The 21091-nt window shown below is 65.8% G+C and carries 21 protein-coding genes; 11 read left to right on the top strand and 10 right to left on the bottom strand.

Going from position 1 to position 21091, the window contains the following annotated elements; all coding sequences use genetic code 11:
• Nucleotides 1-675: 675 nt before the first annotated feature.
• The 3 genes from A5732_RS06635 to A5732_RS06625 form a co-directional block, all read right to left on the bottom strand.
• On the bottom strand, nucleotides 676-906 hold the full coding sequence (locus A5732_RS06635) for a DUF6400 family protein (protein WP_231120100.1): 231 nt from the start codon (nucleotides 904-906) through the stop codon (nucleotides 676-678).
• A 257-nt stretch (nucleotides 907-1163) separates the two neighbouring features.
• Nucleotides 1164-1991 (bottom strand): acyl-CoA thioesterase, encoded by an 828-nt coding sequence (locus A5732_RS06630; protein ID WP_076101644.1) that lies wholly within the window; start codon nucleotides 1989-1991, stop codon nucleotides 1164-1166.
• Nucleotides 1992-2017: 26 nt separating this feature from the next.
• Entirely contained in the window at nucleotides 2018-3025 is a 1008-nt protein-coding gene (locus A5732_RS06625; RefSeq protein WP_076056612.1) for a CobW family GTP-binding protein, read from the bottom strand.
• Between the two features lie 108 nt (nucleotides 3026-3133).
• On the opposite strand from A5732_RS06625, the gene A5732_RS06620 reads away from it, so the two are divergent.
• The 6 genes from A5732_RS06620 to A5732_RS06595 all read left to right on the top strand — a co-directional run bounded on the left by A5732_RS06620 (nucleotide 3134) and on the right by A5732_RS06595 (nucleotide 9913).
• A complete protein-coding gene (locus A5732_RS06620) occupies nucleotides 3134-3751 on the top strand; it encodes a TetR/AcrR family transcriptional regulator (RefSeq protein WP_076056436.1) in 618 nt (205 codons plus the stop codon).
• 39 nt (nucleotides 3752-3790) lie between these two features.
• The gene (locus A5732_RS06615; protein ID WP_076101641.1) at nucleotides 3791-4462 is read left to right on the top strand and encodes an enoyl-CoA hydratase-related protein; all 672 of its coding nucleotides are present in this window, start codon (nucleotides 3791-3793) and stop codon (nucleotides 4460-4462) included.
• Nucleotides 4463-4533: 71 nt separating this feature from the next.
• Nucleotides 4534-5460 carry an alpha/beta hydrolase gene (locus A5732_RS06610; protein WP_076056614.1) on the top strand — a complete coding sequence of 309 codons (927 nt, stop codon included), beginning with the start codon at nucleotides 4534-4536 and terminating at the stop codon, nucleotides 5458-5460.
• 210 nt (nucleotides 5461-5670) lie between these two features.
• On the top strand, nucleotides 5671-6279 hold the full coding sequence (locus tag A5732_RS06605; protein WP_065029863.1) for a TetR family transcriptional regulator: 609 nt from the start codon (nucleotides 5671-5673) through the stop codon (nucleotides 6277-6279).
• A 302-nt stretch (nucleotides 6280-6581) separates the two neighbouring features.
• Complete coding sequence (locus A5732_RS06600) at nucleotides 6582-7016, top strand: MmpS family transport accessory protein (protein ID WP_269203706.1); 435 nt, start codon at nucleotides 6582-6584, stop codon at nucleotides 7014-7016.
• Nucleotides 7013-9913: an RND family transporter gene (locus tag A5732_RS06595; RefSeq protein WP_076101636.1), complete on the top strand. Its 2901-nt coding sequence runs from the start codon at nucleotides 7013-7015 to the stop codon at nucleotides 9911-9913. Before A5732_RS06600 ends, A5732_RS06595 begins: the two co-directional genes overlap by 4 nt.
• Here the strand turns inward: A5732_RS06595 and A5732_RS06590 are convergent.
• The 5 genes from A5732_RS06590 to A5732_RS06570 form a co-directional block, all read right to left on the bottom strand.
• Entirely contained in the window at nucleotides 9906-10688 is a 783-nt protein-coding gene (locus A5732_RS06590; protein WP_065076399.1) for an SDR family oxidoreductase, read from the bottom strand. The two genes, A5732_RS06595 and A5732_RS06590, sit on opposite strands and share 8 nt — an antisense overlap.
• 96 nt (nucleotides 10689-10784) lie before the next feature.
• Nucleotides 10785-11714, bottom strand: a complete 930-nt coding sequence (locus tag A5732_RS06585; protein ID WP_432760656.1) for a TIGR03564 family F420-dependent LLM class oxidoreductase — start codon at nucleotides 11712-11714, stop codon at nucleotides 10785-10787.
• Between the two features lie 85 nt (nucleotides 11715-11799).
• Nucleotides 11800-12666, bottom strand: a complete 867-nt coding sequence (locus tag A5732_RS06580) for a hypothetical protein (RefSeq protein ID WP_076101633.1) — start codon at nucleotides 12664-12666, stop codon at nucleotides 11800-11802.
• Nucleotides 12667-12680: 14 nt separating this feature from the next.
• A complete protein-coding gene (locus tag A5732_RS06575; protein WP_076101629.1) occupies nucleotides 12681-13910 on the bottom strand; it encodes an acyl-CoA dehydrogenase family protein in 1230 nt (409 codons plus the stop codon).
• A 79-nt stretch (nucleotides 13911-13989) separates the two neighbouring features.
• On the bottom strand, nucleotides 13990-14376 hold the full coding sequence (locus A5732_RS06570) for a DUF1801 domain-containing protein (RefSeq protein ID WP_076101625.1): 387 nt from the start codon (nucleotides 14374-14376) through the stop codon (nucleotides 13990-13992).
• A gap of 130 nt (nucleotides 14377-14506) precedes the next feature.
• On the opposite strand from A5732_RS06570, the gene A5732_RS06565 reads away from it, so the two are divergent.
• The 3 genes from A5732_RS06565 to A5732_RS06555 all read left to right on the top strand — a co-directional run bounded on the left by A5732_RS06565 (nucleotide 14507) and on the right by A5732_RS06555 (nucleotide 17002).
• Nucleotides 14507-15313, top strand: coding sequence for an acyl-CoA thioesterase (locus A5732_RS06565; RefSeq protein WP_076101623.1), 807 nt, complete (start codon nucleotides 14507-14509; stop codon nucleotides 15311-15313).
• A 62-nt stretch (nucleotides 15314-15375) separates the two neighbouring features.
• On the top strand, nucleotides 15376-15894 hold the full coding sequence (locus tag A5732_RS06560) for a nuclear transport factor 2 family protein (protein ID WP_076101621.1): 519 nt from the start codon (nucleotides 15376-15378) through the stop codon (nucleotides 15892-15894).
• Nucleotides 15895-15901: 7 nt separating this feature from the next.
• On the top strand, nucleotides 15902-17002 hold the full coding sequence (locus A5732_RS06555) for an NAD-dependent epimerase/dehydratase family protein (RefSeq protein ID WP_076101618.1): 1101 nt from the start codon (nucleotides 15902-15904) through the stop codon (nucleotides 17000-17002).
• Here the strand turns inward: A5732_RS06555 and A5732_RS06550 are convergent.
• The gene (locus tag A5732_RS06550; RefSeq protein ID WP_064954236.1) at nucleotides 16999-17970 is read right to left on the bottom strand and encodes an aldo/keto reductase; all 972 of its coding nucleotides are present in this window, start codon (nucleotides 17968-17970) and stop codon (nucleotides 16999-17001) included. The genes A5732_RS06555 and A5732_RS06550 overlap by 4 nt on opposite strands.
• 92 nt (nucleotides 17971-18062) lie before the next feature.
• Between A5732_RS06550 and A5732_RS06545 the strand changes: the two genes are divergently transcribed.
• Both A5732_RS06545 and A5732_RS06540 read left to right on the top strand, forming a co-directional pair.
• Nucleotides 18063-19400, top strand: a complete 1338-nt coding sequence (locus tag A5732_RS06545; protein ID WP_076101615.1) for an acyltransferase family protein — start codon at nucleotides 18063-18065, stop codon at nucleotides 19398-19400.
• Between the two features lie 70 nt (nucleotides 19401-19470).
• Nucleotides 19471-20307, top strand: a complete 837-nt coding sequence (locus A5732_RS06540) for a pyridoxamine 5'-phosphate oxidase family protein (RefSeq protein WP_249266862.1) — start codon at nucleotides 19471-19473, stop codon at nucleotides 20305-20307.
• A 56-nt stretch (nucleotides 20308-20363) separates the two neighbouring features.
• Here A5732_RS06540 and A5732_RS06535 read toward each other — a convergent pair whose 3' ends face one another.
• The gene (locus tag A5732_RS06535; protein ID WP_076101612.1) at nucleotides 20364-21014 is read right to left on the bottom strand and encodes a TetR/AcrR family transcriptional regulator; all 651 of its coding nucleotides are present in this window, start codon (nucleotides 21012-21014) and stop codon (nucleotides 20364-20366) included.
• Nucleotides 21015-21091: the final 77 nt, after the last annotated feature.

Here is a 21091-nt window from a genome sequence, read left to right as displayed (position 1 = left end):
ACTCTGCGCGGCCTCGCCCGTCGCCGTGCAGATAAGGCATTGTCGACGGGCTTGGAGGCCCGCGGACGCCGCGGGTCGATGGCCGGCGATCAACTCGAGCACCGACCACCGAATGGCCACCGCTTACCCCTCCCGCCTTCTAAGCGGCACAGGGATCAATACGTCACTGTGACGAATCGCCGTGCACCGCAGGCGCTTTCGAGACGTCACCGCGAGGCATCCCCGGCGGTCGCTCAGCGATGCGCCACACCGGCCGTCGGCACGCCGGGCCATCAGGGTCGAGTCGCAAGCGGGGCGCCGTCAAAGCAATGGTTCCCAACAAGGGTTCTGCCTACCCGCACCGCCGGGACACCCCAATCCCCTCCTCCCACTTCTTCGCCCTCGATACGTCACTGTGACGAATATCGTTGCGGCGCAATGGTGTTGAGACGCGGCGTTGGCCGGTGTTAGTTCGGCTTGTGCCTCCACGACCTGGGGCGTGTGCGGCGGTGCGTGTCGGTCGACCAGAGATGGCCGCAATCCGAGCACTGCAGATGCACCAGGGTGCCCTTGTTACTCAGGAGATACTGCCAATGCGTATCGCAGTTGCGGGTGCTTCGGCAGTCACCACACGTGGCGCCGTGATCGCAGCGCGGGCAGGGCAACCATGCGCGGCGGCCGCGATCGGCGGTCGGATCAATCGGTAGCACGAGCAGCGGTCCGTTCGGGCAGAACGCCGGCGCGCACCAACTCGTCGTAGACCCGTTGCTGCTCCTCATCCAGATTCGAATACAGCATGTCGTACGCCTGATCTTCCTCGCTCAGTACAGCGATCGGGTCCCAGTCGTCACCCATCGCTTCGAACATCGCGCTGCGCCTGCGCGCCTCGTCGAGGGTCAGGTCATAGGCAAAGTCGAGGTCGGCCATCGCGCTCCCAGCCATTAGATATGCAAACGAAGGGCCCAGGATGACCCGATTGCCGCCGATGGGTCTATGACCTACGTCACTGTTGGCGGTTGAGGTTCGTCACACTCGGCACGGGCGGACGCGACGGCGACAACACGGGTCGCCGGGCTGCCGCACGCCCGGAAGGGCCCGCGAACCCACCGCTCCCCTTTCCCGCCTATCGCCGACAATACGTCACTGTGACGAATATCCCTGCAGGACAGAGCTTTTGACGAGCCTCAGGCGGTGTGCGGTGGGAAGTACATCTCTTGTTTTACCGTGCACACCAATTCGCCGCTGCGATTGAACATCGTCCCACTCGCCAGCGCCAGGGACCCCGCGCAGCTCGGGGATGACCGATCGTAGAGAAGCCAGTCCGACAGCGCGGCCGGCGCGTGGAACCACACCGAATGATCACGCTGAGCCGAAGCCCCGACACCACCGCGCGCCGCATACGCAGGCTCGGTCAAGGTCACCGCCGACAGGTAGGCCACCAGGCTGGCCGTCAGCGCCGGATCATCGGGAACCTCGCCGTCGGGCCGCCACCACATCGGCGCCCGTGCGGGTGGCGTGACCTCGGTGTCGATGATCCGGCGCTCGAACCAGCGCAGGCTCGACCAGCGCGCCGGGACGCTGTCGTCGGACTCCGCCAGATGCGGCGCAACCCACGGCAGCGACTCCGGGTCGCAAGCCTCTGGCATGGGTGGTTGATAGACGACCTGAGTGGGCGCAGGATCGGCGACTTTGAACGACGACATCGCCTCCATCAGAATTTTGCCGTCCTGGCGCGCGGTGACCCGTCGCGATGAAAACCTCCGGCCTTCCTGGAGGTCGACGACCTCGAAGTCCACCGGCCGGCGCGAATCGCCGGGCCGCAGGAAGTACGTGTGAATGCTGTGCGGGGTGCGACCAGGCGCGGTGTGGCTTGCCGCCAGCAGAGCCTGAGCGGAGATATGGCCTCCGAGAATGTGGTTGGCGGGTGCATCTAGTTGCCGCCCGACGAAGACCCACTGGTCGACCCTCTCGAGCTCCAAGGTGGCGAGCACGTCGCCCAGCGAAGATGACATCACGACGTATCTTGCCGGATCGCTACTCACGCGCCGAGTCGCCGGTACCTCTGTAGCCGCCGTAGCGTCTGCGCGGACGCCGGCGCGGACGCGGGCTGCAGCGCGTTGTCGAGTCGCGCACGGACGCCGTCGATGTCGAGATGCATCCCGATCGCCACCAGACAATTGGCCGCGGCGCCCGGTGGTGCCTTGCCGATATCGATCGCGCTGCCCACTAGGTTGACGACATGGTCGCGGACCGTCGCGCGGTGGCGCACCGCCACAATGCCTTTCATCCTGAAGACCTGTGCCGGTGGATCTTCGAGAAGGTCGAGCAGGGCATCGGGGTCGACGCAGCCGGTGCTGCTGACCGTGACGGCGTCGGCGTGGACGTGGTCGTGGTCGTGCTCGGGCTCCAAATCCAGAAACGAGAGCTGACCAGCCTGGTCGGGCGCGGCGGACGCGTCGAAGAGTAGTCCCGGGTCTATCCGGCCAGCCGTTGTGCCGACGACATGTACGCGCGGATTGCGTTGTGCCGCCCGCTGTGTGATGCGCTGCATCAGCGCCGAGCGCTCTTCCTCAGGGATTTGGTCGAGCTTGTTGACCACAATCAGCGAGGCCGCGCCGTAGCGCACCGGCGGCAATGTGCCGCAGTCGACGGTGTCGAAGTGGTTCACGGCATCGATGACGTCGACAAGCCCGCCCGCCCGGACGCCACGGATCTCACTGAAGCCGATGATCCGCGCGATCGCTACCGGATCGGCCAGACCGCTGGCCTCGATGACGATCGCATCGAGGCCCCGGGCTGGGTCGGCGAGCTTGATCAGTGCCTCGTCGAGCCCGCCGTCGTCGGGCAGGCAGCAGATGCATCCTCCGGCTATCGAGGCCGGCTCGTCGACCTGGCCCGCGACCAGACCGGCGTCGATGTTGATATCACCGAAGTCGTTGACCACCACACCGATTCGTGTACCAGGATGCCGCAGCAGGTGGTTGAGCAGCGTGGTCTTGCCGGCTCCGAGATGGCCGGTGAGCGCGATGACGGGTATCGCAGCCAATGCATCGCCCTCCACATCGACATCCGGACACCCGATGCTAACCGCGGTCCCGAGCGGCTCAGCCGCCGGCCGAGAGTAACAGAGCACGCGCTCTGTTATAGTGGCCGCATGCCACGCCCCCGTGTCCACGATCGCGACGTCGTGCTCGACGCCGTCGAGGACCTGGTGGCGCGGTCGGGCCCGGCCGCGGTGACCATCCGGGCGATCGGCGCGACGGTGGGTATGTCCAACGGCGCTGTGTATCACACGTTTACGTCGCGGGGCGGTCTGATGGGCCAGGCTTGGTTGCGGGCCGGTCAGCGATTTTTGGCGGTGCAGACTTCGTTGGCCGACCAAGCAATGACCAGCGGCGGCCCCATCGATGCCGTGGTGGCCGCCGCCGACGCGGCGGTCGTGTTCACCGAGCGGTATCCCGGTTCATCGACTCTCGTGCTGCGCGTGCGCCGCGAGGAAGTGCTCGCCGACGACGTTCCCGGCGACGTTGCCGACGAGCTGCGGCGACTCGACAAGCATCTCGTCGCGTTCATGGTGCGGCTGGCCCTCGCAGCCTGGGACCGCAAGGATGCCGCGGCGGTGGACGCGATAACGAGCTGTGTCGTCGACCTGCCCACCGCGCTGCTGCTGCGCCGCGACCGGCTCGGGAGTGCCACCGCGCGTGCGCAGCTGCACGCGGCCGTGCGCGCCGTGCTGACGGTAGGGCCCCCGCCGCGGCAGCGGCACGGTTGACGAAACGTCCTAACTATCAGCGCAACTCAGGAGGAAGACATGACAGTCACATTGGACTACGCCGACAAAATCGCCATCGTTCGCCTGGGCGAGGACGAGAACCGTTTCTCCCCTGCCTTTCTGGATGACATCGAGGATGCGCTCAACCAAGCCGTCTCCGACGGCGCCCAGGCGCTGATCACAACCGCCGCTGGAAAGTTCTACTCCAATGGCCTGGATCTGGAATGGCTGGGCGCGCACACCGACCGGGGGCAGTGGTACATCGGCCGGGTGCACCAGCTGCTGGCACGCGTGCTGACCCTGCCCCTACCCACCGCGGCCGCGGTGGTGGGTCACGCGTTCGGCGCCGGCGCGATGCTGGCCGTGGCGCACGACTTTCGCGTGATGCGCGCCGACCGCGGGTACTTCTGCTTTCCCGAGGTCGACATCCGCATCCCGTTCAACCCCGGCATGGCCGCGCTCATCCAATCCAAACTCACGCCCCGCGCCGCCATCGCCTCGATGACCACCGGCCGACGTTTCAGCGGCCCCGACGCAGAAGACTTCGGCATCGTCGACGCCACCTGCCCGGAGGACGCGGTCACCGACACGGCCCTCGAACTGGTGCGCCCCCTGCAGGGCAAAGATCCGGGCACGCTGGGCGCGATAAAGCAGACCATGTTCGATCGCGCGGTACACGCGCTGGTCGACGACCCGAACGAGTCGCAATAACTGCCCTTGGACACCAAGCACGTTCCTGTATGGTCAGCGATGTCTGCCGGCGCAAGGGACAGGGGCTTTCGATGGCAAACGGGCTCCCCGACAACGCCTTCACGTCCCCACAAGTTCTAGACCCCGGTCTTCGCAAGGTCGCGCGATTCGTGCCGCGCGGCTATGCCCTGCACCGCGGTTTCAAGTTTCAGCGTGCCGTCATGAACATGATGGGCAATGCGGGACGTCTCCGCACCGTGCCCGTCACCGCCGTCAACCAGCACGTCACCGTCCGTCTGCATCGCCCGGCCGGCCTCCCCGACCGCGCACCCGCGCTGCTGTGGATCCACGGCGGCGGGACCCTTATGGGGCACGCGGCCCAGGACGATAAGTACCTGCGCAAGCTGTCGCAGCGCACCGGGTTCGCGATTGCGGCGGTAGAACACCGATTGGCTCCCGAACACCCCTATCCGATACCGGTCGAAGACTGTTATGCAGCGCTGCTGTGGCTGGCCCGCCAGCCGTGGGTCGACCCGGATCGGGTCGCCATCGGTGGCGCCAGTGCCGGCGGGCATTTCGCGGCCGCGGTCGCTCAGCGAGCGCACGACCGCAACGACGTCCGAATCGCCTTCCAAATGCTGGTCTATCCGATGCTCGACGATCGCACCGGCGCCAGGCGCGACGGCCCCCGGCGCATCATGTGGACCGAATCCGACAATCAACTGGCCTGGCAGTGGTACCTCAACGGGGCCGACCCCGAAGAGGCGGCACCGGCTCGCCGAAAGGATTTGTCCGGCTTGCCGCCCGCCTGGATCGGAGTCGGAACGCTGGACCTCTTCTATCAGGAGAGCGTGGAGTACGCGCGACGCCTGCGCGAGGCGGGCGTGCCGGTGCACGAGGAGTTCGTCCCGGGCGCGTTTCATGCGTTCGATCAGCTCGCGGAGAAGGCGCCGATATCGACGCGGTTCTTTGAAAGCCAATGCGATTACCTGCGGGGCGCGCTTGCGCCCAGCGGCTGACCGCCATCATTCAGCGCATCATCCGCGGCACTCAGCCGAATTACGTTGCGCTACAACGTCTTATGCCGCAGGGCGACGGCAGCCCGCGCGTCGCATCGGCCACCGGGCTCGATCGGCGAATCTTTGCTGCCGGGCATGACCACGCGCGCATCGACCCCGAACGCGGCACCTTTTGACTGCAAAGTGTGCACAACGTGCAACTATAGGGGGATGGGCAATCCCGTAGGGCTACGAGAGCGCCGTCGCCGCCAGACGAGCGCCGACATCCGCGATGCCGCGGTGCGCCTCACGCTGCAACGCGGATTCGACAAGGTCACCGTCGACGAGATCTGCGCCGAAGCCGGCATTGCCACGCGCACGTTCTTCAACTACTTCCCCAACAAGGAGTCCGCGCTCGCCTACGGCCCCTCGGACATACCTCCGGAGCTGGTCGCGGACTTCGTCGCCGCAGGTCCCGCCCCTTACTCGGTGGTGCTGGCGGAGCTGATCACCTTGGCCGCACACCACCTCCGCGACGTGCCCCCGCAACGCGAGCACGCGGCCCACATGCTCGAACTCGCCAAGACCTCTCCCGCCGTGCTGGCGGCGTTCCTCGCCGACTTGGAACGGTTTCAGAAACAGTTGACCGACATCATCGTGCGTCGCCAGGCGATGAAGCCGGACGACGAGATGGCGGCGCTGATCTCCGCACTGGCGCTGACGGCGGTGCGTTCCGGGATCGAAAGGTGGGCGAGCGGCGAGGCAAATGAAACCGCCGACACGCCGATGCCCTATGTTGAGCGTGCCGCGGCGCTGGTGAACAGCATCTTCACAAAGTGATTTGAAACACCAGTAGCAAATGTTGCATGCACTGCAAGATATGCACATCATGTACTATGCGCTGGTGGCGGTGCCCGGGGAGGCTTCAGCAACAAGCTGAGCCGGGTGTCGGTGCCGGGGGCGTCAGCCGGTGTGGGTGGGCAACATTCACCGCGTTTGACGCTCCAGCGCGCGCGAGCCGTGGCAATCGACGTACTTCGTTGTTGAGCAATGCGACTTGTGGGCACTCACCTGCCCACGACCTCCGGTCGCGCAAACGCTGATCCACGTCACTACTGCGTGGCGGGGAAGGGATCACCTAGGTGCAGATATCAAGACTTGTGCGCAACGCCTGGTTGCCGCTGTTGATCGTGGCGGTCGTGGTGGTCGGCGGCTTTGCGGTCGTCCGGGTCAAATCGTTTTTCGGGGCGCACGACACCGGCATCATGAGCAGCCCGCGGCTCGATGACTCAAAGCCCTTCAAGCCCAAGGTCGTTAAATACGAGGTCTTCGGCTCGGCCAGCCAGGCCAACGTGAACTACTTGGACCTGTCCGCTGATCCGCGGCGGATCGACGGCGCGCCGCTGCCGTGGACGCTGGTCCTGAGCACCACCGCGCCCTCGGTGTTCCCGAACCTGTCAGCGCAAAGCGATGGCAACTCCCTCGGTTGCCGCATCACGATCGACGACGAAGTCAAGGACGAGAACCTCACCCACGGCGTGCACGCCCTGACCTTTTGCATGGTGAAATCCGCATGAGCGCAACGCTAAACGACGCCCGTACCGACACCATTCCCGTCGTCAACGAACCCGTGCGAGACAAGATCCCCCGGCTCATCCGGACGCTCGCCGTGCCGATCATCCTGGGCTGGATCGCGATCATCGCGGTGCTCAACGTCTCCGTCCCCCAGCTGGAGGAGGTCGGAAAGATGCGCTCGGTGTCGATGGCCCCCGACGACGCGCAGTCGGTGGTCGCGACCAAGCGCATGGGCGCAGTGTTCAACGAGTACAAGTCCAACAGCTCGGTCATGATCGTCCTCGAGGGCCAGAATCCCTTGGGCGCGGATGCGCACGCCTACTACGACTTGATCGTCAAGAAGCTCGACGCCGACACGAAACACGTTGAACACGTACAGGATATGTGGAGCGATCCACTGACCGGAGCGGGCGCGCAGAGCAACGACGGCAAGGCCGCCTACGTCCAGGTGTACCTCGCCGGTAACCAGGGCGAGGCCTTGGCCAACGAGTCGGTGGAATCCGTCCAGAACATCGTGAAGAGCGTGCCCCCACCCAACGGGGTGAAGGCCTACGTGACGGGTCCCGCGGCCCTGTCAGCGGACCAGCACGAGGCCGGCGACCGCAGCATGCAGCTGATCACGGCCGCCACGTTCACCGTGATCATCGGCATGTTGCTGTTGGTCTATCGGTCGGTCGTCACCGTGTTGCTCACGCTGGTGATGGTGGTGCTCGAGCTGTCGGCCGCGCGCGGAATGGTCGCGTTCCTCGGCTATTTCAACCTCATCGGGCTCTCCACGTTCGCCACGAACTTGTTGGTCACCTTGGGGATCGCGGCCGCCACCGACTACGCGATCTTCTTGATAGGCCGATATCAGGAAGCCCGTGCCATCGGCGAGACCCGCGAAGAGGCGTACTACACCATGTATAAGGGCACCGCCCACGTGGTGCTCGGGTCTGGCTTGACCATCGCCGGCGCGACATTCTGCCTGCACTTCACCAACCTGCCGTATTTCCAGACGCTGGGTATTCCGCTGGCCATTGGCATGGTGGTCGTGGTCGCAGCGGCCCTGACGCTCGGTGCGGCCGTCGTCGCGGTGGCCACGCGTTTCGGCAAGACCCTCGAACCCAAACGCACGCAACGGATTCGCGGGTGGCGCAAGATCGGCGCGCTGGTCGTCCGCTGGCCCGGTCCGATCCTGGTCATAACGATCGGGGTCGCGCTGGTGGGCTTGCTGACCCTGCCGGGCTACCGCACCAACTACAACGACCGCAAATACTTACCGACGGACCTGCCAGCCAACGAGGGGTATGCGGCGGCGGACCGGCACTTCTCGCAGGCGCGGATGAACCCCGAGGTGTTGATGATCGAAAGTGACCACGACCTGCGCAACTCGGCGGATTTCCTGGTGATCGACAAGATCGCCAAGACGGTCTTCCGGGTCCCGGGCATCGGGCGCGTGCAGGCGATCACCCGTCCGCAGGGCACGCCGATCGAGCACACATCGATTCCCTTTCAGATCAGCATGCAGGGCGTCAGCCAGCAGATGAACCAGAAGTACCAGGAAGATCAGATGGCCGACATGCTGCACCAGGCCGACATGATGCAGACGACCATCGACAGCATGGAGAAGATGTCGAGCATCACCGCGCAGATGGCCAACGACATGCATGTCATGGTCAGAAAGATGCATGACATGACCATCGATATCAACGAATTGCGCGACCACATGGCCGATTTCGAGGACTTCTTCCGCCCGATGCGCAGCTACTTCTACTGGGAAAAGCACTGCTATGACATTCCCGTGTGCTGGTCGCTTCGCTCGGTCTTCGACGGCCTGGACGGCATCGACACGATGACCGACGACATCCAGAGCCTGTTGCCGATCATGGATCATCTCGACACCCTGATGCCCCAGATGGTGGCGCTGATGCCTTCCATGCTCGAGAACATGAAGGCAATGAAAACGACGATGCTGACCATGTATTCGACCCAGAAGGGGCTACAGGACCAGCAGAAAGAGGCGCAGAAGAACTCCAGTGCCATGGGCAAGGCGTTCGACGCCTCGAAGAACGACGACTCGTTCTACCTGCCCCCGGAGACCTTCAATAACAAAGAGTTCAAGAAGGGCATGAAGAACTTCATTTCCCCCGACGGGCGCGCCGTGCGGTTCATCATCAGCCACGACGGCGATCCGATGTCGCCGGAAGGCATTTCGCACATCGGGGCGATCAAGAAGGCCGCCTACGAAGCACTGAAGGGCACTCCGCTGGAGGGCTCGAAGATCTACCTCGCGGGCACCGCGTCGATCTATAAGGACCTCAGCGACGGCAACACCTACGACCTGTTGATCGCCGGGATCGCCTCGCTGTGCCTGATCTTCATCATCATGTTGCTCATCACGCGGGGGGTGGTGGCGTCGGCGGTCATCGTGGGAACCGTCTTGCTCTCGCTCGGCGCGTCCTTCGGGCTTTCGGTGCTGATCTGGCAGCACCTCGTCGGCATCGAGTTGCACTGGATGGTGCTGGCGATGTCGGTCATCATCCTGCTGGCCGTGGGCGCCGACTACAACCTGCTGCTGGTGGCGAGGTTCAAGGAAGAGATTCACGCCGGCCTGAACACCGGCATCATCCGGTCGATGGGCGGCACCGGTTCGGTGGTGACGTCGGCGGGGCTGGTGTTCGCCTTCACGATGATGACCATGGCGGTCAGCGAGCTGACGGTCATCGGCCAGGTCGGCACCACGATTGGATTGGGTCTGCTGTTCGACACCCTGATCGTGCGGTCGCTGATGACACCGTCCATTGCCGCGCTACTGGGCAAGTGGTTCTGGTGGCCGCAACGGGTCCGTCAGCGCCCGGTTCCATCACCCTGGCCCCAGCCGGCCAAGGAACGCGAATCGGTAACCGCCGCTACGTAACCCAGTCCGGCTGCTCGCCGGTCTCGACGTTGGAGAAGTCCTTGTGTCCCAGGCCGGCGGTGGTGCCGCCGTCGACGACGAACTCCGAGCCGGTGGAGTAACTGGACTCGTCGCTGGCCAGATAGACCACGAGGTTGGAGACCTCCACCGGTTGGGCCGCGCGGCCCAGCGCCGTCTGGAAGAGGTCGTCGGGAACCCAGTCGGTCATCGGCGTCTTGATGAGCCCGGGATGGATTGAGTTGACCCGGATTCCGCTCGGGCCCAGCTCGAGCGCGGCTGACTTGGTCAGTCCCCGAACGGCGAATTTCGTTGCGGTATAACCGTGGCAGGCGATCGTGCCCGCCATGCCCTCGATCGAGGAGATGTTGATGATGGACCCCCGGCCCGCTTCCTTCATCGGTTTGACCACGGCGCGGATGCCGAGAAACACGCCCGTCAAATTGATGTCGAGGATGCGCTGCCATTCCGAGAGCGCGTAATCCTCCAGGGTGCCGATGTTGATGATGCCGGCGTTGTTGACCAGCACGTCGATGCGGCCGAACTCGCCCAGGGCGGTGGCCACCGCCGCGTCCCAGTCCTCGGGCTTGGTGACGTCGAGGTGCAGGTAGCGGGTCGCGTCACCGACCTCCGCCGCCACCGCCTTGCCCTCGTCGTCGAGGATGTCACCGAACACCACCTTGGCTCCCTCGGCGACCAGCGACCGCACGTGCGATGCGCCCATTCCCCGGGCGCCGCCACTGATGAGCGCGACCTTGCCCGCCAACCGTTCTGCCACTGCGTTCTCCTGTCGTGTGAGTTCGTCTATGCACCATACGTACCGGAGGCTATGTATGGCCATAGCCAAAGGACCGGGCTGGACGATCTCTTCCGGTCAAAAGTCGTACGCCCGAAGCAGCGCCCGCGTGCGCGCCCGGCCCTCCGCCGACGGATCGAATGCCGCGGCGACGTACTCGTCGACACCCGCGGCACGCAGTTCGTCGAGCCGGCCGCGGACCGTGTCCTCGTCGCCGATGATGGCGGCATCCTCCGGCCCCGAGTAGCGCTCGCGGTCGAGCATCGCGCGGTACGACGGCAGCTGGCCGTAGATGGCGAACTGTTCGGCCGCCTGCTTGCGGGCGGCGTCGACGTCATCGGTGACGCTGACGGGCAACGACGCGGCGACGCGCACCTGACCCTCGCGTCCCGCATCGGCGGCGGCCTGGCGCAGCGTCGGCGCGACGTGCCCGGCCAGCGTCGCGGGTCCGGTCATCCAGGTGCAGGTGCCCGACGTGCGCCGCCCCGCGAGCTTGAGCATTTGGGGACCCAGCGCCGCGATGTAGACGTCGGGCCGCGGCGCCCCCGCGATCATCAGCGCGCCCCGAGTGGTCACCGTTTCCCCCGTCGCGTCGGCGCGTTCACCGGCCAGCAGCGGCAGCAGCCCGTCGAGGTATTCGTTCAGCCTGCGCACCGGCTTGTCCCACGGGATGCCCCACATTCCCTCGGTAACCGCCTGGTGGGTCATGCCGAGTCCGAGCGTGAAGCGGCCACCCGAGGCGAGGCTCACCGTGAGGGCGCGCTGCGCCATCTGCATCGGATGCTGGTTCTGGATGGGCACCACGCCGCTGGCCACCTCGATCGTGTCGACTTCGTGCATTGCGATGGCCAGGATCGTGAGAAGGTCGGGCTCGTAAGGCAATTGGCTCATCCACACGCGTTTGAAACCTTCATCGCGAAGCATCGCGAGGTTGGCGATCGTGGCGTCGATCGGCGACTCGCTGCCCGATCCGCTGAGTTGCCCGAACATGGAAACCTGCATGACCATCACGCTCCTTCGCGTCCCCCGGAAGGTTAGCGCGATCCGCCTGGGCGTTCCCGACCAACTCTCAAGTCGGCCGGCCGAACCCGGCTCAGCCGACGATGTCGAAGACGGCGGCGGCCGAGGTGACCGCCTTGTCGGCGTTGCCCTCGTCGTGCAGCAGCATGCGCACGCCGACGCGCCCGGGCCCGCCCGGATGGGCGGTGCCCTCGACCCGGAACGGCCCCACCTTGCCGCGCGACATGAACATCACATGCCAGCTGACGACCTGCAGCTTTTTGGTCCCGGCGACCTCGGCGGCGAGATCGATCGCCGCGGTTTCGAGGACGACGTGCTGGGGTCCGATGTGCAGCGCGGCGTCCGGGGACGCGAGTTCGGTGCTCAGCTCGGGCAGTATCCAGCGGCCGTCGCCCCGCCGACTGGCACCGAAGGCCTGCCACAGCGGCGGGAGATCGGGAGAGTCCTCGACCACCAGTTCGGTGCCCGAAACATCCATGCGGTCCAGACCTTCCGGCGGGATGCCGATGATCGCGCCCTGCCCCTCGTTGAAGGCGATCACCCGAGTGGGGTTGTCGGCGTCGACGATGGTGCAGCGCCCGTAGCCCATGGTGCGGCCTTGGTGCACGATGCCCGACCCGACGATCTCGATCCTGTCGACGTCGTAGCCGGGATCGACGATCTGTACCGACGCGATGACCGGATTGGGCACGGCGACCATATCGGTCTGACAGCCCTCCGGGGACGAAATGGCCAACGGCGCCACCATGATTCCGCCCGCCTCGTTGCGCATGTCGCGGCGGATGGTGACGGTGTCGTCGGTCTCGCCCAGGTTCATCGACGAGTGTTTGCGACCGATGTAGCGGTAGCTCAGCAGGCCCGTCCAACGCCGGTACAGTTCGTCGCGGTAGGCATCGGAGTCTCCCATCAACTCCCGGATGTCACGAAGTTGACCGCTCAATTCCGTTCGCCTCCTTAGCTTTTACCGCGGCGCACCTGGTTGAAAGGCATCCCGCGGTCGTCGGCACGCTCGCGCGGGAAGTTCAGCACCCGCTCGCCGATCACATTGCGCGCCATCTCCGTGGTACCGCCGCCGATGCTCGCGGTCTGCCGGCCCAGATAGCGCGTCCCGATATCGACCAACCCGCCGTCGTCGTCAACCACGGCCGCCGGGCCCGCCACGGCCAGCGCGGTATCGGTCTCGACGTCGTGCACCTCGGCCATGTACAGGCGGATGATCGACCCGGCCGCGGGCGGCAGTGATCCGCCGGCCACGGCGTGGAAGACGTGCTCACTGAGTTGGCCGTGCACGGCCCGGTGCACCAGCGCCCGGCCGACCATCTGCTCGAGTCGTTGGTTCCCGGCCTGGTTCGTCTTTTCGAGCAGCGATACCAGATCGACCGAAACATCGTGGGCCTCAGCGATTCCCGGCCCGCTGGTGTATTCCGAGCCGTCCCCCATCGTGCGCCGCTCATGGTAGAGCTGCCGTGACGCGACGTCCCATCCCTTGCCCGGTTCACCGACAACCGCATCGTCGCCGACGTCGACGTCGTCAAAGAACTCCTCGCAGAACTCGATGGATCCGTTGACCTGCTGGATGCGGTTGATGGTGACGCCAGGATGGTGCAAAGGCACCAGGAACATCGTCAGCCCATCGTGTTTGGGCACATCCCAGTTGGTCCTGGCCAGGCACAGGCCGTAGTCGGCGGCGAACGCCCACGTGCTCCAGGTCTTGGCGCCGTTGATGATCCATCGTCCGTCCCGGCGCTCGGCGCGGGTGATGACGCCCGCCAGATCCGATCCCCCGTTGGGCTCGGACAGCAGCTGCACCAGCACCTCGTCGCCGCGCAGCGCGGCGGCGATATGCGTGCGCTTCTGCTCCTCGCTACCCATGTCGAGAATCGTTGCGCAGCAGATGGCGAACGACGGGACGTTGAGCAGGAGCGGAGTCTCATACCCCTGGGACTCGATGTCGAACGCCTTTTTGTATTCGTAGCTCAGCCCGAGCCCGCCATACTCCCGCGGGAAACAGATCCCGGCGAATCCGCCGTCCCACAGCAGCTTTTGCAGTTCGCGAGCCCGGTGCCAGGACGGCAACTCATCGCGCTCCAGCTGCGCCGCCTTGGCCGGATCGAGTCGTGGCATGGTCGCGGCCAGCCAGGCCCTGGCCCGGCTCCGAAATTCCTCGACCGACTCGGAAGTCACCGGCTGGCCTCTCATTCGAGCGTCGACCTTGTGCTGGGCGACTGTACAGCACCGCCACGCGGGTGTACAGGTTGGCGTCTCAGGAGCGGTTCAACGCCACCGCGGCGCGAATGAGCGCCGTCAACGCCTTCTCATCGATCTTGTCGCCCTCGTGGAAGTCGATCGCCCGTCTGGTGTTTCCGTCCAGGCTGGAGTTGAACAGACCCGCGGGGTCCTGCAGCGACGCGCCCTTGGCGAACGTCATCTTCACGACGTTCTTGTACGTCTCGCCGGTGCAGATCATCCCGTCGTGATACCAGGTGGGAACGCCGCGCCACTTCCACTCTTCGACCACGTCGGGGTCAGCCTTCTTGATTAGTTGCCGGATGCGCGCGAGCGTCTCACCGCGCCAATCCCCCAACTCCTTGATCCGGGCGTCGATCAGTTCGGCGGGAGATTTGGCTGCGGCGTCGTCCTGTTTCGCCATCGTGGCTCGCTTTCGGTGAGGTAGTCGCTCGCCGGACCGTACATCAACCCATGGTGTCCGCCGCGGCCCACACGCCAAGACCCCATGTCGGGCGGCGCCGCCGCCCGCAAGTAATCTGCGGTCGATCACTATGACCGACACACATCCCTTCGACGAAGCCCTGCAGCTCGACCCGATCGGCGCGAACGTCAGCCGCGGCCGCACACACCCGGAGTGGGCCAACATGGTCGGACCGTTCGGAGGGATCACCGCCGCCGTCATGCTGCGCGCCGTCGATGCACACCCCGAGCGCATCGGGGAACCGCTGGCCCTGACCGTCAACTATGCCGCTCCCATCGCCGACGGCGACTTCGACATCACGCTGCGCGCCGCGCGCACCAACCGGACCAATCAGCACTGGATCGTCGAGCTCAGCCAGGACGACGTGGTCAAGACGACGGCGACCGCGATCTTCGCGGTCCGGCGCGAAAGTTGGGCCGACACGGAGAGCCGCCCGCCGAGTGCGCCGGCGCCCGAGCAGGTGCCCGCGGTCGATCCGGGCCTCGTTCGATGGACCAGGCTCTACGACATGCGCTACGTCGAGGGCGCGATGCCCGGCAAAGGCGGGGATCCGAACCCGTCGTCGACCTCCACCCTGTGGGTCCGCGACGGCGCGGGACGACCGGTCGACTACCCCGCGCTCGCCGCGCTGTGCGACATCTTCTACCCGCGGGTGTTCCTGCGCCGCGGCGGCTTCCTGCCGTCCGGGACCATCTCGCTGACCACGTATTTCCACGCCGATCAGTCCCAGCTCGACGCCCTACACAACGACTTCGTGCTGGCCAGCGCGCACGCGAACCGCTTCACCCGCGGTTATTTCGACCAGAGCGCGAAGGTGTGGACCGCCGACGGTGGGCTGCTGGCCACCACACATCAGATCGTCTACTTCAAAGGGTGACGGGTTTACACTTCGCCAGTGAAACGTCACGCCGGGACGCTTACCGAAAGAATCGAGCCGCAATGACAGAGCGCGCGGAGGGCCTGGTGGCCGAGACGCTGCCGGCGATCGAAGCCATCAAGCAGCTCAAAGCCCGCTACTGCCGCCACCTGGACACCAAGGACTGGGCGGCGTGGCGGACGATCTTCGCCGACGACTTCGTCAGTGACACGTCCGAAGCCGGCGGCAAGGTGATCGCCGGCGCCGACGATTTCGTGGCGTTCACCCGTCGGGCCCTTGGCCGCCCGACCCAGCCCACCGCCCACCAGGTGCACACACCCGAAATCGAGCTCACCTCGGCGACGACGGCGCGCGGAATATGGGCGCTGCAAGACGTGGTCCGATTCGGGCCCGGGGTGACCTTGGTCGGCTACGGCCACTACCACGAGACCTACGAGAACGTCGCCGGCCAGTGGCTTATCAAGAGCTCCAAGCTAACTCGACTCCGCGAGGACATCGTGACGCCGTTCTTCTCGATCTACGTCTCGCCCCGGGTCCGCACGGCCATCGGCCGGATCGCCGGCCGTCTGATGGATCGGTGACGCGCCCATGACCGTCGACACAGTGTTGGTCACCGGCGCGTTCGGGCAGGTCGGTAAGCGCTGCACGCAGATCCTGCTGGACCGGGGACGGACCGTCATCGCGATGGACCTTCGCAACGACAACACCGTCGCAGTCGAGAAAGAACTCGTAGCCGGCGGCCATCCGGGGACGCTGATTCCCGCGTACACCGATCTCCTGGACGCCGAGGCGGTCAACGCTCTCATCGCCGCCCATCGGCCCGGGGCCGTTGTTCACCTGGCCGCCATCGTGTCCCCACCGTCGTACCGCAATCCCGGACTGGCCAGGCGGGTCAATGTCGGTGGCACCGAGAACCTTTTGGCGGGCTGCTCGGCACTCCCCCGCCCGCCTCTGTTCCTGATGGCGTCCAGCGCCGCGGTGTACGGATCGCGCAACCCCTACCGCCAACCAGAGCGGATCACCCCGGACACCCCGGTGAACCCCATCGACCAATACGGCCAGGACAAAGTGCTCGCCGAGGCGGCCATCCGCGGTAGCGGCGTGCCGTACGCGCTCTTCCGGCTCGCGGGCGTCATCTCGCCGGACACCCAGGCCGGCATCAACGGCGACTACCTCATCCTGATGCGTTCGATGCCGAGCGACAACCGCATTCACGCCGTGGACGCGCGAGACGTGGCGCTGGCATTCGCCAACGGCGTCGATCGCGAGGCGACCATCTCCGGCAGGGTCGTGCTCGTCGGCGGCAACGAAACGTACGTGCTGCTCCAGCACCGCCTGCAGGACGACCTGATGAGTGCCGCCGGCCTGGGTCCGCTCGGCCCCTCGGCCGGCCTGCCCGGCGACCCGGCCGACGACCGCGGCTGGAGTTTCACCGGCTGGTACGACACGACCGAAGCGCAGGCGCTGCTGGACTTTCAGGAGCACGACTGGAGCCAGACACTGGCGTGGGTGGCCGAATCGCAGGGCCGCCTGCGGATCGTGCTGCGACTGCTTGGCCCGGTGCTACGCCCAGTGCTGCGGGCCGTGTTTTCCATTCAGCGCCGGCTCGAGGGACGCGGTCCCTATGCCGACCCGTGGTCGCTGATCGAAAAGAAATATGGCACAGCGGCTTTGGCCAGCGTCGACTAGCGATCGATCCAGGCCATTTGCGCCTCGGCGTGATGCCCTCCGACGGGCGGGGTGAGTCCATCGAGTCTGGCCAATTGGTCGGCGGTCAGCTCCACCGCGTCGGCACCGACGTTTTCTTCCAGGCGCGTGACACGCTTGGTTCCCGGAATCGGCACGATGTCAGGGCCTTTCGCGAGCAGCCAGGCCAAGGCGACCTGAGCCGGCGTCGCGCCGACGTCCGCGCTGATGTCGCGCACCTCGTCCGCGCACCGCAGGTTGTGCTGAAAGTTGTCGTCGAAGAACCGCGGGTTGGTCTTGCGGTAGTCGGTATCGGGTAGCTCCTGGGTGGAGCGGATGGCGCCGGTGAGGAAGCCGCGGCCCAACGGCGAGTAGGCGACAAACCCGATCCCCAACTCGCGCAGCGCCGGCAGAATCTCGTCTTCTTGATCGCGCGTCCACAGCGAGTATTCCGATTGGACGGCCGTAATGGGGTGCACCGCATGGGCGCGACGAATGGTGTCCACGCCGACTTCGGACAGACCGATGTGCCGGATCTTTCCGGCGGCGACCAGCTCGGCCAGCGCACCGACCGTCTCTTCGATCGGGGTCTGGCGGTCGAGGCGGTGCTGGTAATACAGATCGATATGGTCGGTCGCCAACCGCTGAAGCGAACCGTCCACGGCGACGCGGATGCTGGCGGGGCTGCTGTCGAGGCCGTCGCGGCCGGTGTGCGAAATCAGGCCGAATTTGGTTGCCAGGACTACCTGATCGCGTCGTCCCTGCAGGGCACGGGCCAGAAGTTCCTCGTTGACATACGGGCCGTAGACCTCGGCGGTGTCGATCAGAGTGACACCCAGGTCGATCGCGCGATGAACCGTGCGGATCGATTCGGCGTCGTCACTGCCCGCGCCGGCGTACGCCACCGACATGCCCATCGCACCCAATCCGATGCGACCGACCTGTAACTCGGCGAGTTGAGCCAATTTCATGGGATGTCTCCTGTTCTACGGTTGCGCGAGACCCCGCTGAGTGCCGGACGGTACCGTGGCGCTGTGTACCGCGTCGAGCTTCCCCCGATCTGATGGACCGCGCAAACACCCCACGGCCGGCCCGCAATCTGGCGGTCGACTACTACCGGGTATCGGGTGTGGTGCTGATCGTGCTGGGACATTGGCTGGCCGGATCGGTGACCTACCACGACGGGCAATTCGGCCGGCAGAATCCGCTCGTGGATCTGCCCTGGACGCAGTGGCTGACGTGGCCCTTCCAGGCGGTTCCGGCGTTCTTCCTGGTTGCCGGATACGCCGCCGCGGTGTCCTGGACACATCGCCACGACACCGACGGCGTTTCGCGCCGAACCTGGGTGCAGCACCGGTTGGCGCGAGTCCTCGGGCCGACGGCGGTCTACATCGTGCTGGTGTCGCTGGTGGTGGTCGTCCTGGGCGCCTGCGGTGTGGCCGGCTCGGTGCTCGAGTACGCCGGCTGGGCGGTGGCGATGCACCTGTGGTTCCTGGCCGTGTATCTGGTAGTGGTATCGCTGACACCGATTGCGATTGTCGCACAACGCCGTTGGGGAATGCTGGCGCCCGGGGTGCTCGCGTTGGCCGTCGCGGCGGTGGATGTCGCCCGGCTCGCCGGGCATGTGCACTCCCTCAACTGGGTGAATTATCTGCTGGGGTGGGGCACGCTGTATCAGCTCGGGATCGCTTGGCACGGCGGGTCATTCGCCGGTCGCAGGCCCTGGCTACTGGCCGGCGTTTCCGCCGCGGCGCTGGCGCTGCTGGTTTGGCTGAAGATTTATCCGATCAGCATGATCGGCGTTCCCGGACAGACGATCGACAACACGACACCACCGACCGTGGCCCTGTTGGCGTTCGGTTGCGCCCAAACCGGAATCGCGATGGCGGTCGCTCCCGCCCTCAACCGCGCGCTACGCGCCATGCGCGTCGAGCGAGTGTTGTCGGTCGCCAACAACAACATCATGGCCCTCTACCTGTGGCACATGATTCCCGTCGTGATCGTGGCGATCGTCGGGTATCCGGCCGGGCTGTTGCCGCAGCCGCCCGAAGGCAGCGCGGCCTGGTGGCTGGCCCGGCTGGAATGGGTGGTCATCCTGAGCGTCGTGACCGCGGGCGAGATGGTGTTGCTGTTCTGGGCGCGAAGATTTTTCGCCGCTCCCCTGCCCCTGCTCGGTGTCCCGCTCACCGAGCGCTGGGTGGAGCCGGTGATGCTGGCCGGTGCCGCGATGGCGGCCTACGCGCTGTCCATGATCGCCGCCGAGGGCTTCGCTCCCGACGGGCACTTTGCGTGGCTGACCGCAGTGGTCTTCGCGGCCGGAGCGCTGCTGGCAGCGATTCGCCCCGCGACCCGCACCGCAGCTCCTGCGCCAACCCCTTCCGGGCGCTTCCGTACCCGCTAGGAAGCATTGCGTCGGTGACGTTGTTACGACGGATATGTTCGCGACCGGGTTCCATGAGGGGGAACTCGCAATGCAGCGCCGAGCGGGTGTCGAAGCCGAGGCCGGGCGGCTGGAGAGCATGCTTGACTCGTCGGAACTGTCCCAAGGCGCGGCACGCTTTCTCGCGTCACAGCGGTTCGCCGCGCTGACCGGACGCGACCACAACGGCGTGCTCTGGGTCTCGCCGTTGGCCGCGGCACCGGGTTTTCTCCGCGGGCACGAAGGTGTCTTGCGCGTGTCGGCCTCTCCCCGTGACGGGGATCCCCTGCACGAGATCCGGACCGGTCAGCAGGTCGGATTGATCGCCATCGACTTCGCCACCCGCCGCAGGCTACGAATAAACGGCGAACTCGTCGGTGCTGACCACCAAAGCATGACCGTCCGCGTTGACCAGTCGTACGGCAATTGCCCCAAGTACATTCACCGCCGCGCGATCGATGTCGCTAATCTTGCTGCCCCTCCTTCGAAACGCCCGGGACACGCAGCGTTTCTCGGCCCCTCCGATCGAGCGATGATCGCAACGTCCGACACGTTCTTCTTGGGCACAAGCCATCCCAGCCGTGGTAGCGATGCATCACACCGAGGAGGCCCGCCCGGATTCGTCCGGGTCGACTCACCGGACCGGTTGTGGTGGCCGGATTTCGCGGGGAACAACATGTTCAACAGCTATGGCAACCTGGCGGTCGATAACAAAGCCGCCTTGCTGTTCCTCGATTTCGATACCGGCGCCACTTTGCAGGTCAGTGGGACCGCACACGTGCGATGGACCAGTCCCGGCGCGGCCGGTGATGATGGCGCTGTCGGGAGGAACGTCGCATTCTCGGTCGACGCCGTCGCAACGCTGGCCGGCCTGGCCATGCATAGGTAGCGACGCCAATCGGCATGCCTTGAGCCACAACTTGATCGGGCGTCGGGTCACAACTGCTAAGCCTCGCCGAAGACACTGTCCGGCAACGGACGTCGACACACCGCGCGTGCCTCAGCGGCGCTGAGCCCGAACAGCCGCAGAACGCTTTCGGTGACCGTGTCGGCAGCCTGGGCGTCGTCGCGGTCCGGCTGATCGCGCAGTAGGTTGCCCAGCCCGAGCAACGCGCCCCCGGCCATGGCGAGGGCGAGTTCGGGATCGTCGACCGTGAACCTGCCGGCCTCGACACCCGCCCTGATGTCGCGCAGCGCCCGTGGCGCCAGCCCGTTGGGTGCGGACAACAGGGCCAACCCGTTGGCCAACAGAATCTGGCTCTCCTGCGGGCGACGCCGGAAGAGCCGGCCGGTCAGCCGGAAGCTGGTGGCGAACGTCTCGGCCGGGTCGTCGATGGATTCGGTGAGCCGGTCCAGCATCGCCCCGTACGCGTCGAGCACGTCGGCGACGGCCGCGTCGAACAGCTGCTCCTTGCTGTCGAAGTGGTTGTAGAACGAACCCATCCCGACGTCGGCGGCCTGGGTGATCTCCAGGACCGGCACATTGACCCTGCCCTCGGCGATCAGCCGCATCGCGGCGCTGACCAGCGCCGCGCGGGTGCGCTGCTTGCGCCGCGCCAAGCGGTTGGGCGTCTGACGGTCGGGCATCGCGCTCATGTCCAGCAGTATGCATCAGTTATGAGGATTCCGTCAGAAAGCTTGACTGAACGTTGACTCGTATGTGACGATTTCGT

The organism is Mycobacterium colombiense (assembly GCF_001953985.1).
In the GTDB taxonomy this organism is placed as follows: Bacteria; Actinomycetota; Actinomycetes; order Mycobacteriales; family Mycobacteriaceae; genus Mycobacterium; species Mycobacterium colombiense_B.
The sequence above is the reverse complement of the archived record's forward strand: the minus strand, read 5'-3'. Positions and strand labels throughout refer to the sequence as shown.

Bases quoted from the DNA above. Each gene is read 5' to 3' on its own strand.
- A5732_RS06635 (WP_231120100.1), bottom strand. From the start codon at position 906: ATGGCCGACCTCGACTTTGCCTATGACCTGACCCTCGACGAGGCGCGC.
- A5732_RS06630 (WP_076101644.1), bottom strand. From the start codon at position 1,991: ATGTCATCTTCGCTGGGCGACGTGCTCGCCACCTTGGAGCTCGAGAGG.
- A5732_RS06620 (WP_076056436.1), top strand. From the start codon at position 3,134: ATGCCACGCCCCCGTGTCCACGATCGCGACGTCGTGCTCGACGCCGTC.
- A5732_RS06615 (WP_076101641.1), top strand. From the start codon at position 3,791: ATGACAGTCACATTGGACTACGCCGACAAAATCGCCATCGTTCGCCTG.
- A5732_RS06610 (WP_076056614.1), top strand. From the start codon at position 4,534: ATGGCAAACGGGCTCCCCGACAACGCCTTCACGTCCCCACAAGTTCTA.
- A5732_RS06605 (WP_065029863.1), top strand. From the start codon at position 5,671: ATGGGCAATCCCGTAGGGCTACGAGAGCGCCGTCGCCGCCAGACGAGC.
- A5732_RS06595 (WP_076101636.1), top strand. From the start codon at position 7,013: ATGAGCGCAACGCTAAACGACGCCCGTACCGACACCATTCCCGTCGTC.
- A5732_RS06585 (WP_432760656.1), bottom strand. From the start codon at position 11,714: ATGGTCATGCAGGTTTCCATGTTCGGGCAACTCAGCGGATCGGGCAGC.
- A5732_RS06570 (WP_076101625.1), bottom strand. From the start codon at position 14,376: ATGGCGAAACAGGACGACGCCGCAGCCAAATCTCCCGCCGAACTGATC.
- A5732_RS06565 (WP_076101623.1), top strand. From the start codon at position 14,507: ATGACCGACACACATCCCTTCGACGAAGCCCTGCAGCTCGACCCGATC.
- A5732_RS06560 (WP_076101621.1), top strand. From the start codon at position 15,376: ATGACAGAGCGCGCGGAGGGCCTGGTGGCCGAGACGCTGCCGGCGATC.
- A5732_RS06555 (WP_076101618.1), top strand. From the start codon at position 15,902: ATGACCGTCGACACAGTGTTGGTCACCGGCGCGTTCGGGCAGGTCGGT.
- A5732_RS06550 (WP_064954236.1), bottom strand. From the start codon at position 17,970: ATGAAATTGGCTCAACTCGCCGAGTTACAGGTCGGTCGCATCGGATTG.
- A5732_RS06545 (WP_076101615.1), top strand. From the start codon at position 18,063: ATGGACCGCGCAAACACCCCACGGCCGGCCCGCAATCTGGCGGTCGAC.
- A5732_RS06540 (WP_249266862.1), top strand. From the start codon at position 19,471: ATGCAGCGCCGAGCGGGTGTCGAAGCCGAGGCCGGGCGGCTGGAGAGC.
- A5732_RS06535 (WP_076101612.1), bottom strand. From the start codon at position 21,014: ATGAGCGCGATGCCCGACCGTCAGACGCCCAACCGCTTGGCGCGGCGC.